Origin of the sequence: Tenacibaculum soleae, assembly GCF_030549005.1 — a bacterium.
GTDB classification, from domain to species: domain Bacteria; phylum Bacteroidota; class Bacteroidia; order Flavobacteriales; family Flavobacteriaceae; genus Polaribacter; species Polaribacter soleae.
In genome coordinates this window covers 21,169-37,143 of the sequence record NZ_JAUOSW010000009.1, presented here as the reverse complement: position 1 = coordinate 37,143, position 15,975 = coordinate 21,169, and the positions used below count along the sequence as shown (strand labels likewise).

Below are 15,975 nucleotides of genomic sequence, written 5' to 3'. Positions count from 1 at the left end.
CCCGCTCGAACGCCCAAAATATTATCCTTCAAAACCTTCGCCACCATCTTGACCACCGCCTTGTGGTCTTTCTCTTTTTTTCTTTTGATTAAAACGATAGGTAAAACTTAATGATATTTGACGCTCTCTCCATTGAAATTCACCATTAGAAATGGTTGATGGATTTTCTCTACCACCATAATACGTAGTACTTTCACGTTTACGTGAGTTAAATAAATCGCTTACATTTAATACCAATGAAGCTTTGTCTTTTAAAATATCTTTACTAAAAGCTAAGTTTGCCATAAACATTCCGCTTTGATCACTTTGCGCACTGTTTTGTGGTCCGCGATACATTAAACGTGTTTGCCATTCAATTTTTGCTGGCAAGGTAATACGAGCGTTAAAACGAGCAAACCAACTACTTTCATTAACTTCGGCTAAGTTTGTGGTAACTTGCGAGTTGTCTTGTGCTGTATATGTGTATGAAAAAGCATCAGTATTAAACTTAAAATAGTTAAAACTTGCAGATAAGCGTACTTTTTTAGTAGGGTTGTAGTTACTTGTAAATTCAAACCCGTAACGTTGTTCATCATTTAAATTTAAAGGTTGACGAACAAAAACGTTGGTTCCACTTCTTTCTTCTATGATAGATACCGATTGAATTTTATCAGTTGAAAGTTGATAATATAACGAAGCTCCTAAATTAAATTTTCTGATTTTTGTGTTGTAACCTAAATCGAATGAGCTTGTGTAGGTTGGGTTTAAATCAGGATTTCCTCTAAATACATTGGTGGCAGAACTACGGCTTTCAAACGGGTTTAAAAACCAGTGACGCGGTCTTCTTAAACGTCGGCTGTAACCTAAAGTAACGTTTTCGTTATCGTTTAATTCATAGCCAAGGTTTATGGTTGGAAACCATTCGGTATAGTTTTTATCTGATTTTTGATTGGTGGTTAACACATTTAAATCGATGTCAGTAATTTCGGTACGCAATCCTAATAAATATGAAAACTTGTTAATTTTACTTCCGTATTGTGTATAAAATGCATAAATGTTTTGCTTAAAAGTAATGGCATTTGAAGGATCGAAAGTAGCAAGTGGATCTAATAGATTTACTCTGAAATCTGAATCTAAATCTTGTAAAGTTGATTTGTGACCTATTTCAAACTGGCTATCTTCACCAATCGGTAATACATAGTCTATTTGTAATAGCTTTTCTTTAGAGTTGGTAATTTGTGAATTATCTTCAGAAAGAGCTCCGTTTACAGTTACTGGAGAGTTTTCTGTTTGTTTGCTATCTCCGTATTGTAAATCAATGGTTAGTTTTTGTCCAGAATCATTTAATCTATTGGTGTAATTTATAGAGTATTGTTTGTCTACACCATCTTCATCTTCATTTTCAATTCTGTTTTCTGTATTTGTTAAAACCTTGTTTTCGTCAAAAAAAGTTGAAATATTGGTTGCAATATCGTTTCCATTAGATTTTCTGTACACAAAATTACCGGTAACTGAGCTGTTATCGTTTATATAATATTCCATTCCAATAGATGCATTGAAGTTTTTATTTTTACGATCAAAAGTTCTGTCTTCATTTCTAAAATCTTTAATAGTATTATCACTATTAAAGTTTGTAAAATAAGTTTGTGAGTTTCCTGGTCCTTTTCTGTAAGAATACCCAATGTTAGAAAATAAGTTAACTTTTTTAGTACGGTAATTTAAGTTTGGGGCTACTCTAAGCATATCAGGATTACCAGCAGTAACGTTTAAGGAGCCATTAAAACCTGTTATTTTTCCTTTTCTAAGGATGATATTTAAAATTCCGGCAGTTCCTTCGGCATCATAACGTGCCGATGGCGAGGTGATTACTTCTACCTTTTCAATAGCATCGGCAGGAAGATTTCTTAAAGCATCAGTACCCGTTAAGCCAACTAAAGCCGATGGTTTGCCATCAATTAAAATACGTACGTTTTCATTACCTCGTAAACTAACAGCACCTACGGCATCAACATTTACCGAAGGCACATTGTCTAATACATCAGAAGCAGTACCACCTTTTACGGTCATATCTTTACCTACGTTGTATATTTTTTTATCTAAACGTATCTCTACAGTCGATTTTTCAGCAATGATTTCTACTTCTTCTAAAGTTTCGGTATCTTCAGATAAAGTAATAGTACCTAAATTAGTATTTGTTATTAATTTTTGATTTTGAAGATTTTTAGTTTTAAAACCTATAAATTCTACTTTTACAGCATAAATCCCTTTTGGTACTTCAATTGTAAAATTTCCTTTTGCATCTGTTATTCCGCCAGAAACACGCTTACTTTTTAAATGTGTTAATACCAAGGTTGCATACTCTAAAGGTTGTTTAGAGTTGGCTTCAATAATTTTTCCTGTTAAGGTAATTTTAGAAATTTGAGCTCTGTTAGGTCTTTGTGCAGTTACCGAAAAAGAAAGTATAGCAGCAATTATAAATATAATTTTTTTCATTGAATTTGAAATTGTTTTGAATAGATAAGACTGCGAAGTTCTTTAAAGGTTTAAATAAGGGTAGTTAAAGGAATGTTAAATAAAACCTAAAGTCAAAAAGAAGGAGGATTGACTATTTAGGTACTTAATGGTGAAAAAATAAGTTTATTTAGAATGATTTTTTCGAGTTGTTTTTAATATACAGAAAGCAAAAAAACCGAAACTGTTAAGTTTCGGTTTTTTTTAAATAATATTACTTGCTTATTTTTTCTTTTTTGCTTTTTGCTGAGCAGCCTGTTGCTCTTGGGCTTGTTTCATAGCGTTATCTAAACGCTCACGAAATTTACTTTTTGCTTTTTCAGGCTTCTTTTTGTTTTCTTCAATTTTTGCATGAATTTTAGCTTCATCAATTACAAAGTTTTTTATAACTAGCATAATTACAATGGTCAAGAGGTTAGATATAAAGTAATACAAACTTAAACCACTTGCATAATTGTTAAAGAAAAACAGCATCATAATAGGAGAGAAGTAAATCATATACTTCATCATTTTACTCATATCAGGCATTCCCTCTTGTGTAGGTGCTTGCATGTTTGCTTGCTGGCTTTGGTTCATTTTCATGTAAAAGAAAATAGCAACCGAGGCTAAAATTGGAAATAAACTTACATGATCTCCATAAAAAGGAATACTAAATGGCAATTGATAAATCATATCGTATGATGATAAATCATTAGCCCATAAAAATGATTTTTGACGGAATTCAATGTTTGTTGGAAAAAACTTGAATAACGCAAAGAAAACAGGCATTTGTAGTAATGCAGGTATACAACCCGACATCATACTAACTCCAGCTTTTCGCTGTACCGCCATAATTTCTTGCTGACGTTTCATTGCGTTTTCTTTACCAGGAAATTTTTTATTGATTTCTTCCATTTCTGGACGAATCACTTTCATTTTAGCACTAGATAAATATGATTTATAAAGTACTGGCGACATGATAATACGAACAACGATTGTCATAAAAATAATAATCAATCCGTAGTTACCAATAAATCCTTTTAATAAATTAAAAACAGGATGAAAAACGGTACGGTTTAAGAATCCGAAAATTCCCCAACCTAAATCTGCTATTTCGTCTAAACTTGTTCCTTCGTATGATTTTAATAAGTTATAATCTGTTGGTCCATAAAACCATTGCATGTTATAGTTTAACTCACCATTAGTTAATGCTAAAGGAGTTTTTAAGCCATAAGTTTTTGTGAAAACAGTATCTTTTTCTTCGCCTGCAAAATCAACAGATTTTAAACTAGCGTTGTTAAAAGGAGTGTCAGAAGATAAGATTGATGAAAAGAAATGTTGTTTGTAAGCAATCCAATCAATATCATTAGCAATTTCATCATCATTCATTTGTAGGTACTCAACTTCATCATCAGCTTTGTAATAATAATAAGAGTACATATTTTCGGTTTTTAAACTTTTTTCATTTCTAAAACCTTTTAAACTCCAGTCTAAATTAATAGCTTGCGAGCTGTTTATTACCGAACTTAATCCTTGTGATCTAACAGCGAAACCAACACGGTAATCGTCTTTTTTAATTTCGTAACGATATTCCAAAAATTGAGTTTCAGATACTTTCAATTTCATTGATAGTATTTGAGAATCTCCATTCTTAGTTAAAGTAGGGCTAAATAATAAATCTTTAGTATTTAAAATACGATTATCAGTAGTACCAAAATTAATATTAAAAGAAGCGTTTTTGTCTTTTACTAAGTATAAAGGAAGTGAATCGTAAGTCTTATAGTTTTTAATTAACGCCTCGGTAATTTGTCCTCCTTTATTATCAATAGTTAATTTTACAAGATCATTTTCAATAGAAGTAACACCTTTTTTACTAGTTGCTGCTCCGTAAGCAAAAGCACCTAGCTTATTTTTTAAAGCAATTTGCTGTAACGAATCGTTTAAGATTGGTGTTTCAGTTGTATTGTTTTGTGTAGCTGTTGTTTCAGAAACTTGCTCGGTTTGTGTAGTGTTTTCAGGAGTTACTTCTGGTTTACGAGTATTCATCCACCAAAGTAAAATACCTCCTAATAATAGCATTCCTATAAAGGAATTTAAATCAAATTTTTTTTGTTCCATTGATATGTGTTATAATGTCAACTTGTCATTTTTTGTTTCTCTCAAAATTGAAAAACCCGACAAATGTAGTAAAACCCTATATTATTTATGATGTTTTACTGTGATTAATTTTGATAAGTATGATAGCTCAAACAGTGTTCCAACTTTATAAAAAATCCTGTAATTAAAAATTACAGGATTTAAAATTTATTTTTTAGATTGTTTTAATGAAGCTTTTATAAAACTTACAAATAAAGGATGTGGATTTAGCACAGTACTTTTATATTCTGGGTGATATTGTACACCAACAAACCAAGGATGCGTATCAATCTCAACGATTTCAACCAATCCTGTTTTTGGGTTAATACCTGTAGCTTTTAATCCTGCGTTTTCTAATTGCTCCTTATATTCATTATTATATTCGTATCTATGACGATGACGTTCGCTAATTAGTTTTTCTCCGTAAGCCTCTAAAACTTTAGAGTCTTGTGTTAATTCGCAATCCCAAGCACCTAAACGCATAGTACCTCCTTTTTCAGTAACATCTTTTTGCGCTGCCATTAAATTAATAACAGGGTGCGCTGTTTTTTCATTCATTTCAGTTGAAATAGCTTCTTTTAAGCCTAAAACATTACGTGAATATTCGATAACAGCCATTTGCATACCTAAACAGATTCCTAAAAAGGGAATGTTATTTTCACGTACATATTGTACAGCAGCAATTTTACCTTCTATTCCACGATCACCAAAACCAGGAGCAACTAGAACTCCGTTTAATCCTTTTAGTTTTGAAGCAGCATTTTCGGGTGTTAATTCCTCTGAATGAATCCAACGAACATTTACTTTTGCTTTATTTGTAGCGCCAGCGTGAATAAATGCTTCGGTAATCGATTTATAAGAATCGTGTAATTCTACATATTTACCAACCAAACCAATTTCAATAGTAGCGGCAGGGTTTTTATGAGCGTCTACAAATTTATTCCATTTTTTTAAAGCAGGTTGTTTGCGAGTAGATAAGTTTAATTTATCTAAAACAACATAATCTAATCCTTCTTTAAACATTAAATTAGGTACATCGTAAATTGTTTCGGCATCTAAAGACTGAATTACGTCTTGTTTTTTAACATTGCAAAACAAAGCTAATTTACGTTTAATAGTATCGTTAATTTCGTGTTCAGAACGGCAAACAAGAATATTAGGGCTTAAACCACTTTGCATTAACATTTTTACTGAATGCTGTGTAGGTTTTGTTTTTAATTCTCCGGCCGCTGCTAAATATGGTACTAAGGTTAAGTGAATAACAATGGCATTGTCTTCACCTAATTCCCATTGTAGTTGTCTAACAGCTTCTATATAAGGTAACGATTCTATATCACCAACGGTACCACCAATTTCGGTAATAACGATATCATAATCGCCAGTGTTTCCTAAAATTTGAATACGGTTTTTAATTTCATCAGTAATATGCGGAATTACTTGCACTGTTTTACCTAAAAACTCTCCTTTACGCTCTTTGTTTATTACCGATTGATAAATTTTACCCGTAGTAACATTATTAGCTTGTGAGGTAGGAATGTTTAAAAAACGTTCGTAATGCCCTAAGTCTAAGTCAGTTTCTGCTCCATCGTCAGTAACATAGCACTCACCGTGTTCATACGGATTTAATGTTCCTGGATCGATATTAATATATGGGTCTAGTTTTTGTATAGTTACAGAAAATCCTCTTTCTTGTAATAATTTAGCTAAAGAAGCGGCTATAATTCCTTTTCCTAGTGATGAAGTTACGCCTCCTGTTACAAAAACGTATTTAGTGTTGTTCATGGTATTGTTAGGTTTGGGCAAAAGTAAGAAGTCTAACAATTCGAACAAATAAAAAAGTGAAAAAACATCGATAAAAATTTATTATTTTTGCAGAGTCAAAAAATATTTAAAAAAAACAAAACTAGTATTTGTCAGACAAAAAAACTGTTGTATATTTGCCCACGCTTTTAGCAGACGGAATTTCATAAAAGCAAACATATAATTAAAGACGATTTTAAAAATATAAATAATGCCGAAAAGAACGTACCAACCATCGAAAAGAAAAAGAAGAAACAAACACGGTTTCAGAGAAAGAATGGCATCTGCTAATGGACGTAAAGTATTAGCTAGAAGAAGGGCTAAAGGAAGAAAAAGTATAAGTGTATCTTCAGCTCCAAGACCAAAAAAATAATGATTAACAATTGTTAATATATTAGGTGTTACTATTTTTTAGTAACACCTTTTTTTATAAATAACATTTTATATTTTTGCAAATAACACAACACATCAAGTAAAATGCCTAAAAATCAAAACCTTAAATCTATTTTAATAATCGGATCAGGACCAATTGTTATTGGACAAGCCTGTGAATTTGATTATTCAGGATCACAATCTTTACGTTCTTTACGTGAAGATGGAATTGAAACAATCTTAATCAATTCTAATCCAGCAACAATTATGACAGACCCTTCAATGGCTGATCATGTATATTTGTTACCGCTAACAACAAAATCAATTATTCAAATTTTAAAAGAGCACCCACAAATTGATGCAGTTTTACCAACAATGGGAGGGCAAACAGCATTAAATTTATGTATTGAAGCTGATGATAAAGGAATTTGGAAAGATTTTGATGTAAAGTTAATAGGTGTTGATATCGACGCTATTAATATAACAGAAGATAGAGAACAGTTTAGAGAGTTAATGTTAAAAATTGATGTACCAATGGCTCCACAAGCTACGGCTACATCATTTTTAAAAGGAAAAGAAATTGCTCAAGAGTTTGGCTTTCCTTTAGTAATCCGTTCTTCTTATACTTTGGGTGGAGCAGGAGCTTCAATAGTATATGACCCAAATGATTTTGACGAATTATTGCGTAGGGGATTAGAAGCATCTCCTATCCATGAAGTCATGATCGATAAAGCAATGATGGGATGGAAAGAATATGAACTAGAATTATTGCGTGATAAAAACGATAACGTTGTAATTATTTGTTCTATCGAAAATATGGATCCGATGGGAATTCATACTGGAGATTCAATTACCGTTGCGCCGGCAATGACACTTTCTGATAAAACCTATCAGAGAATGCGTGACATGGCAATAAAAATGATGCGTTCTATTGGAGATTTTGAAGGTGGATGTAATGTGCAGTTTGCTGTTTCACCAGATGAAAAAGAAGATATTATTGCTATTGAAATTAATCCACGTGTATCGCGTTCATCAGCATTAGCAAGTAAAGCAACCGGTTACCCTATTGCAAAAGTAGCAACAAAATTAGCCATTGGTTATACGTTAGATGAATTAGAAAACGGAATTACAAAATCTACTTCAGCTCTATTTGAGCCAACATTAGATTATGTAATTGTAAAAATACCTCGTTGGAACTTTGATAAATTTGAAGGTTCTGACCGAACTTTAGGTTTACAAATGAAGGCTGTTGGTGAGGTAATGGGAATTGGACGTTCTTTCCAAGAAGCACTTCACAAAGCAACACAATCGTTAGAAATTAAACGTAACGGTTTAGGTGCAGACGGAAAAGGTTATAAAGATTACAATCAAATTATAGATAAATTAACCAACGCAAGTTGGGATAGGGTTTTTGCGATTTACGATGCTATTGCAATGGGAATACCATTGAGTAAAATCTACGAAATCACAAAAATTGATATGTGGTATTTAAAGCAATATGAAGAACTTTTTCAATTAGAAAAAGAAATTTCTAAGTATACAATTGATACACTAGATAGAGATTTATTGTTAGAAGCAAAACAAAAAGGATATGGAGATCGTCAGATTGCACATATGCTAGATTGTTTAGAAAGCCAAGTTTATAGTAAAAGAGAAGAACTTAAAATAAACAGAGTTTATAAGTTAGTAGACACTTGTGCAGCAGAATTTACTGCAAAAACACCTTATTATTATTCAACTTTTGAAAACAATATTGAGTCGGCAGACGGAACAGTTTCTGTTGCAAACGAAAGTATTGTAACTGATAAGAAAAAAATAATCGTTTTAGGTTCTGGACCTAACAGAATTGGTCAAGGAATTGAGTTCGATTACTGTTGTGTACACGGAGTTTTAGCGGCTGCCGAATGTGGTTACGAAACTATTATGATTAACTGTAATCCAGAAACGGTTTCTACCGATTTTGATACTGCAGATAAACTATACTTTGAGCCTGTTTTTTGGGAACATATTTATGACATCATCAAACATGAAAAACCAGAAGGTGTAATTGTTCAGTTAGGTGGTCAAACAGCTTTAAAGCTTGCAGAAAAGTTAACTAAATACGGAATTAAAATTATTGGAACTTCTTTTGAAGCGTTAGATATCGCCGAAGATAGAGGTAGATTTTCTTCAATGTTAAAAGAAAATAATATTCCTTTTCCAGAATTTGGTATTGCAGAAACAGCAGATGAAGCTTTAACTTTAGCAGATGAATTAGACTTTCCTATTTTAGTAAGACCTTCTTATGTTTTAGGTGGTCAAGGGATGAAAATCGTCATCAATAAAGAAGAGTTAGTTGAGCATGTTGTTGATTTATTAAAAGGAATGCCAGGAAATAAATTATTATTAGATCATTATTTAGACGGTGCAATTGAAGCAGAAGCAGACGCAATTTGTGACGCTGACGGTAATGTGTATATTATCGGAATAATGGAACATATTGAGCCTTGTGGAGTACACTCTGGAGATTCAAACGCAACCCTACCTGCATTTAATTTAGGTGAATTTGTAATGCAACAAATTAAAGATCATACACGAACAATTGCTACAGAATTAAAAACTATTGGATTGATAAATATTCAGTTTGCTATCAAAAATGATACGGTTTATATTATTGAAGCAAATCCAAGAGCTTCTCGTACAGTTCCTTTTATTGCAAAAGCATATAAAGAACCATATGTAAATTATGCAACCAAGGTTATGTTAGGTGATAAAAAAGTTACTGATTTTGATTTCAATCCACAATTAGATGGTTTTGCAATTAAACAGCCAGTATTTTCATTTAACAAGTTTCCGAATGTGAATAAGAAATTAGGTCCAGAGATGAAATCAACAGGAGAAAGTATTCTTTTTATTGATGATTTAAAAGACGATCAATTTTATGATTTATATGCAAGACGTAAAATGTACTTGAGTAAGTAAAATTATAAGCTAAATTTTTAAAAACCGAAACTGATATAGTTTCGGTTTTTTTTAACAAAAAATTAATAAGTTGCATATGCAACTATATTTTGATTAAAGAGTATTTTTGTATAAAATTTTAAGATAGTTTTATGGGAATCGAAAACACATTGGTACCTTGGTTAGGAAGGACTTCTAAAATGATTGATAATCATGTTCAAGAGCTTTTTTGTAAAAAAGACATTTGTTTAACTAAAATACAATGGGTCTTTTTAAAAAAAGTACAAGAGCAAAACGGAGTAGCGCAACAAGAACTTGCTTGTTTAACAGGAAGAGATAAAACATCGTTAACAAGGCTTGTAAATACAATGGAAAAGAAAAACTTGGTAGCTCGGATTCCATCTAAGTTAGATAAGCGAATTAATAATATCCATATTACCAAAAAAGGAGCGTTGTTATATAACGAAACTTTACCAATCATAGAAAAATTTGTAGCTGGGTTACAAAAAAATATATCATCAGAAGAAATAACTCAAACTATAAAAGTGATAAAAAAGATCCAAGAAAACTTACAAACAAAAATCAACTAAAAGTTGCCATTGCAACTAAACTATAAATCATGAGAAAATTAATCATCGTAGGAGTAGGAGTCGTAGTACTTGCATTGTCATTTGCTTTATCTAATTACTTTAAAAATAGTAAAAAACGACCTAAACAAAAAGCAGTTAAAGTAGAAAAAACGGTTTTTACTGAAGAAGTAAAAAACGGAGATGTAGCTATTGCAATTACGGCAAACGGAAGTGTAACAGCTAAAAATAAAGTCGCTATTTTTTCTGAAGTACAAGGTGTTTTACAAGGAACAGGAAAAGAATTTAAAGCAGGAGTTTCTTATAGAAAAGGACAAACTTTATTACGTATTAATAACCAAGAATTTTACGCTACAATTCAATCGCAACGCAGTACGTTACAAAATTTAATTGCTTCAATTATGCCAGATATGCAATTGGATTATCCCGAATCTTTTCAAAAATGGGATGTGTATTTAAGAAATTTTGATATTAAAAGCACTATAAAACCTTTGCCAGAACCAAGTTCGGATAAAGAAAAGTATTTTATCACCGGTAAAAATATCTATACTACTTTTTATAATGTGAAAAATTTAGAAGCTCGTTTGGCCAAATACAATGTAAGAGCGCCTTTTAACGGAATTATTACCGAAGCATTAGTAACAAACGGAACTTTGGTACGTGCAGGACAAAAAATGGGAGAATTTATTGATGATACTGTTTTTGAATTGGCTTTATCTGTAAACGGATCGTTTGCTGATGTGTTGCAAAAAGGGAAAAAAGTAACGTTGAATAATTTAGAAAAAACAAAAACATGGAATGGAAAAGTAACACGAATCAATGGTAAAATTGATCAAGCTACACAAACCGTTCAAGTGTTTATTGAAGTGAAAGGAAAAGATGTTAGAGAAGGTATGTATTTAGAGGCAAATGTACCTATAAAAACAGCAACTGAGGCGATTGAAATTGATAGAAAATTGTTAGTAGATAATACTTCGCTATATGTTGTAAAAAATAATAAGTTAGACATGGTAACTGTAAATCCGATTCATTTTAATGAAAAAACAGTAGTTGTAAAAGGATTGGAAAATGGAGAAATATTAGTTAGAAAACCAGTAGCAGGAGCGTATGTTGGTTTGCCAGTTACTATTTTTTCGGAAACTAAAAACACATCAAAAAAATAAGATATGAAAAAAGTAATTGCATATTTTATAAAATATCCAGTAGCGGTAAACATCATTATCATTGCCTTTGTGGTATTAGGAACTTTTGGTTTTTCATCTTTAAAATCGTCTTTTTTTCCATTAACTGATGCTAAATTTATTAATATAAATGTAGCATATCCAGGTGCGTCACCACAAGAAATGGAAGAAGGAGTTGTGTTAAAAATTGAAGATAATTTAAAAGGATTGGTTGGGGTAGATAGGGTTACATCAACATCTTCAGAAAATACAGCAAGTATATCAGTTGAAATTTTAAAAGGCTATGACATTAATGTGGTTTTAGCAGATGTTAAAAATGCGGTAGATAAAGTACCAAATTTTCCTTCAGGAATGGAACCTGCAGTTGTTTCAAAAATTGAAAAAATAGCAGAAACCATCAGTTTTGTAGTTACAGGAGATAAAATACCGTTAAAATCATTAAAAAGTATTGCTAGGGATATAGAAAATGATATTAGAAGAATAGACGGTATTTCGCAAATATCTATCTCTGGTTATCCAGCCGAAGAAATTGAAATAGCTGTTAGAGAGAACGATTTATTAGCATATAATTTAACGTTTAATCAAGTTGCAGATGCAGTATCAAAAGCAAATATTTTAACCACAGGAGGTTCAGTAAAAACAGAAGCTGAAGAGTATTTAATTCGTGCAAATAATCGTTTTTATTATGGTGATGAATTAGATAATTTAGTGGTAAAGACTGAAAGTTCAGGGGCTATTATTAGGTTAAAAGATGTAGCAACGGTAAAAGACATTTGGAACGAAACACCAAATAGAAACTTTTACAATGGAGATTTAGCGGTAAGAATTCAGGTGAATAATACGAATAATGAAGACTTATTATCATCAGCAGAGAAAATTAATGAATATATAGAGAAGTTTAATAAAGAACATGATAATATTCATATTGAAATAACACGTGATTCCTCAATTACTTTAAACCAGCGTACCGAATTATTATTTAAAAATGCGTGGCAAGGAATGTTATTAGTGATGTTATTTTTATCATTATTCTTACGTCCGAGGTTAGCATTTTGGGTAGCTGCAGGATTGCCGGTAGCCTTTTTCGGAATGTTTATGTTGGCAGGATACTTTAATATTACCATTAATGTATTGTCATTATTTGGTATGATTATCGTTATCGGTATTTTGGTGGATGATGGAATTGTAATTGCTGAAAATATTTACCATCATTATGAAAAAGGTAAAAACCCAATTAGGGCTGCAATTGACGGAACTATGGAAGTTGTTCCGCCAATTATTTCGGCAATTACCACAACGGTTTTAGCTTTTTCAGTATTTTTCTTTTTAGATGGAAATATCGGAGAGTTTTTTGGAGAAGTTGCTACCGTAGTTGCATTAACATTGATTTTGTCGTTAGTTGAAGCTTTAATTATTTTACCAGCGCACGTTGCACATTCAAAAGCATTGGATAGAAATCAGAAATTGTATGCTTTTAATAAGTATGCTGAAAATTTCATGGATTTTATGCGTGATAAATTATACGCGCCAGCATTACGATTTGTATTAAATAATAAATTTTTTGGATTGGTAATCCCAGTTGCTTTATTGATGATTACTATGGGAGGTTTCCAAGGAGGAATTATAAAAGGAACTTTTTTTCCATCAATAGCTAGTGATCGTGTTTCGGTAAATTTAACGATGCCACAAGGAACTAACGAAAAAATTACAGATAGTATTATTTCTATCATCGAAGCTAAAACATGGGAAGTAGAAAAAGAATTTACTAAAAAATATGCGATTACCAATGAGCCTGTAGTTGAAAATGTTTTAAAACAAATTGGACCAGGTTCAGCAAAGGCATCTTTGCGAATCAATTTATTACCAGGTGAAACAAGAACTTTTAGTTCGGGTGAAATTACCAACGAAATCAGAAAAAGAGTAGGAGATATTTACGGAGTAGAGTCGTTAACTTTTGGCTCAGGAGGGAATTTTGGAGGAAGTCCGGTTTCTGTATCATTATTAAGTAATAACATATCAGAATTAAAAGCTGCAAAAACTGAATTAAAAGCTGAGTTAACTAAAAATCAGAATTTAAAGGATGTTACAGATAATGATCCACAGGGAATTAAAGAAATAAACATGCGTTTAAAAGACAACGCATATTTGTTAGGTTTGAATTTAAACGATGTAATGTCGCAAATCAGAAGCGGATTTTTTGGTCGTCAAGCACAGCGTTTTCAACGTGGCCAAGATGAAATAAAAGTATGGGTTCGTTATGATAAAAAAGAGCGTTCATCAATTAAAAATTTAGATGATATGCGAATTGTTACTCCAAACGGAAGTAGAGTTCCGTTATCAGAAATAGCAACCTATACTATTCAACGTGGAGAAATATCAATAAATCATTTAGATGGGCAACGAGAAATAAAAGTAAATGCTGATTTAAAAGATGCGCAAGGAAGTGCAACAGATGTTTTAAATGATATTAAAACAAGATTGATGCCTCAAATTAATGCAAAATATCCATCAGTAACGGCTTTGTATGAAGGTCAGAATAGAGAAGCATCAAAAGTTTCAAGCTCTGCAACTTTAGTTGGTCCTGTAATTTTATTGCTGATTTATATTGTAATTGTGTTTACATTCCGCTCATACGGACAACCATTTATGTTGTTAATTATGGTGCCTTTTAGTTTGATAGGAGTTGCATGGGGACACTGGTTTCACGGATTTCCAGTAAATATTTTATCATTTTTAGGAATCATTGCTTTAATAGGAATTATGGTAAACGATGGTTTGGTATTGATAAGTAAATTCAATAGTTATTTAAAAGAAGGTTTAGAGTTTGAAGAAGCTTTATTTGCGGCAGGAAAATCAAGATTCAGAGCCATATTTTTAACCACGATAACTACGGTAGCTGGTTTAGCTCCTTTGATTTTAGAAACAAGTCGTCAGGCACAATTTTTAATTCCAATGGCAATATCAATCGCATACGGAATCGTAATAGCTACTTTTTTAACCTTGCTAACATTACCTATTTTATTATCTATAGCAAACTATTCGAAAGTGTATACAAAATGGTTGTGGGAAGGAAAAAAGCCAACAAAAGAAGAAGTTGAAAGAGCAATTAAAGAATTAAAATCTGAAAAAGATGAAACAGCATAGTAAAAAGAAAATCAAGATGAAAACAGCATATTTAAATACCTTATTTTTATTAGTGACTATTTCTTTTTATGGACAAGAAGTTTTAACGAAAGAAAAAGCGGTAGAAATTACCTTAGAAAATAACTATGACATACGAGTTACTAAAAACAACTTAGAAACGGCTAAAAATAATAAAAGTATTTACAATAGTGGTTATTTACCAACAATAGTTGGAAATGCTGGAGCTACCTATAGTAACAATGATTCTGATAATGAGTTTCAAAACGGAACCATAAATTCGGTGTCTGGAGCAGAGTCTAAAAGTTATAATGCTTCGATTGGTTTAAATTATACCATTTTTAATGGTTTTAACAGACAGAATACGTTTAAACGTTTAAAAGAACTATATAATTTAACAGAGTTACAAGCGCGTCAAGTAATTGAAAATACATTAACGACTTTGTTTTTGGCCTATTATGAAGTTGGTAGATTAACTGAAAATGAAACTACACAAAAGCAAACTTTAGCGATTTCAAAAAAGCGTTTACAAAGAGCAAATTATAGTTTTAATTACGGTCAAAATACGAAGTTAAATGTTTTAAATGCTGAAGTTGATGTGAATAATGATAGTATTACTTACATCAATATAAAAAGAGAATTAGCGAATGCTAAAAGAGATTTAAACGTAGTTTTAGGTAGAAGTGTAAACACACCAATTACTGTAAATACGGATGTGAATTATGCAATAGATTTAAATTTAATTGATGTTTTAGAAAAAGCAAAAATTAACAATGCTAATTTATTACAAGCCCAAAAGAATATTGAGTTGAGGCAATTAGATGTTAAGGTTAATAAATCTGGATGGATGCCTAATATCGGTTTAACAAGTTCGTATGCTTGGGTAAAAAGTAATAACGATGCTGTAAATGCATTTAGTCCGATTTCTAATACACGTAAAGGGTTAAACGCAGGTGTAAACTTATCATGGAATATTTTTGATGGTGGACGTACCAAAACGAATGTTACAAACTCAAAGATTGCATTAGAAACACAGGAGATTCAAAAATTACAACAAGAAGAACGTTTAGAAAGAGATGTAAATAATGCTTGGGAAACTTATCAAAACGCCTTGTTTTCATTACAAGCTCAAGAAAAAAATGTAATAACAAATAAGCTTAATTTTGATAGAACTAACGAGCGTTATAAATTAGGGCAAGTAACATCGATTGATTTCCGTCAAGCACAAGTAAATTTAATTAATGCAGAATTAAGTGTAAGTAATGCAAAATATACAGCCAAAAATGCTGAATTGCAATTATTACAATTAGCAGGAACCTTAATAGATAATAAGAATTTTTAAGAGCTAA

At 31.6% G+C, this 15,975-nt stretch carries 9 protein-coding genes; 6 read left to right on the top strand and 3 right to left on the bottom strand.

The features are described 5' to 3' along the window. Positions 1-21: 21 nt before the first annotated feature. The 3 genes from Q4586_RS12065 to pyrG form a co-directional block, all read right to left on the bottom strand. Positions 22-2,472: a TonB-dependent receptor gene (locus Q4586_RS12065; RefSeq protein WP_303529266.1), complete on the bottom strand. Its 2,451-nt coding sequence runs from the start codon at positions 2,470-2,472 to the stop codon at positions 22-24. 240 nt (positions 2,473-2,712) lie between these two features. Continuing rightward, positions 2,713-4,587: a membrane protein insertase YidC gene (gene yidC, locus Q4586_RS12060; protein WP_303529264.1), complete on the bottom strand. Its 1,875-nt coding sequence runs from the start codon at positions 4,585-4,587 to the stop codon at positions 2,713-2,715. Between the two features lie 186 nt (positions 4,588-4,773). Then, a complete protein-coding gene (gene pyrG, locus Q4586_RS12055) occupies positions 4,774-6,387 on the bottom strand; it encodes a CTP synthase (RefSeq protein WP_303529263.1) in 1,614 nt (537 codons plus the stop codon). 229 nt (positions 6,388-6,616) lie between these two features. On the opposite strand from pyrG, the gene rpmH reads away from it, so the two are divergent. The 6 genes from rpmH to Q4586_RS12025 all read left to right on the top strand — a co-directional run bounded on the left by rpmH (position 6,617) and on the right by Q4586_RS12025 (position 15,968). Next, positions 6,617-6,778, top strand: a complete 162-nt coding sequence (gene rpmH, locus Q4586_RS12050) for a 50S ribosomal protein L34 (RefSeq protein WP_068706394.1) — start codon at positions 6,617-6,619, stop codon at positions 6,776-6,778. Between the two features lie 104 nt (positions 6,779-6,882). Continuing rightward, positions 6,883-9,738 (top strand): carbamoyl-phosphate synthase large subunit, encoded by a 2,856-nt coding sequence (gene carB, locus Q4586_RS12045; RefSeq protein ID WP_068706396.1) that lies wholly within the window; start codon positions 6,883-6,885, stop codon positions 9,736-9,738. A 131-nt stretch (positions 9,739-9,869) separates the two neighbouring features. Further along, complete coding sequence (locus Q4586_RS12040; RefSeq protein ID WP_068706398.1) at positions 9,870-10,307, top strand: MarR family winged helix-turn-helix transcriptional regulator; 438 nt, start codon at positions 9,870-9,872, stop codon at positions 10,305-10,307. A gap of 29 nt (positions 10,308-10,336) precedes the next feature. After that, positions 10,337-11,467 (top strand): efflux RND transporter periplasmic adaptor subunit, encoded by a 1,131-nt coding sequence (locus Q4586_RS12035; protein WP_068706400.1) that lies wholly within the window; start codon positions 10,337-10,339, stop codon positions 11,465-11,467. Between the two features lie 3 nt (positions 11,468-11,470). Then, positions 11,471-14,629: an efflux RND transporter permease subunit gene (locus Q4586_RS12030; protein ID WP_068706402.1), complete on the top strand. Its 3,159-nt coding sequence runs from the start codon at positions 11,471-11,473 to the stop codon at positions 14,627-14,629. Beyond that, positions 14,616-15,968 carry a TolC family protein gene (locus tag Q4586_RS12025; RefSeq protein WP_303529254.1) on the top strand — a complete coding sequence of 451 codons (1,353 nt, stop codon included), beginning with the start codon at positions 14,616-14,618 and terminating at the stop codon, positions 15,966-15,968. The genes Q4586_RS12030 and Q4586_RS12025 overlap by 14 nt, the downstream gene beginning before the upstream one ends. The last annotated feature ends 7 nt before the right edge of the window (positions 15,969-15,975 follow it).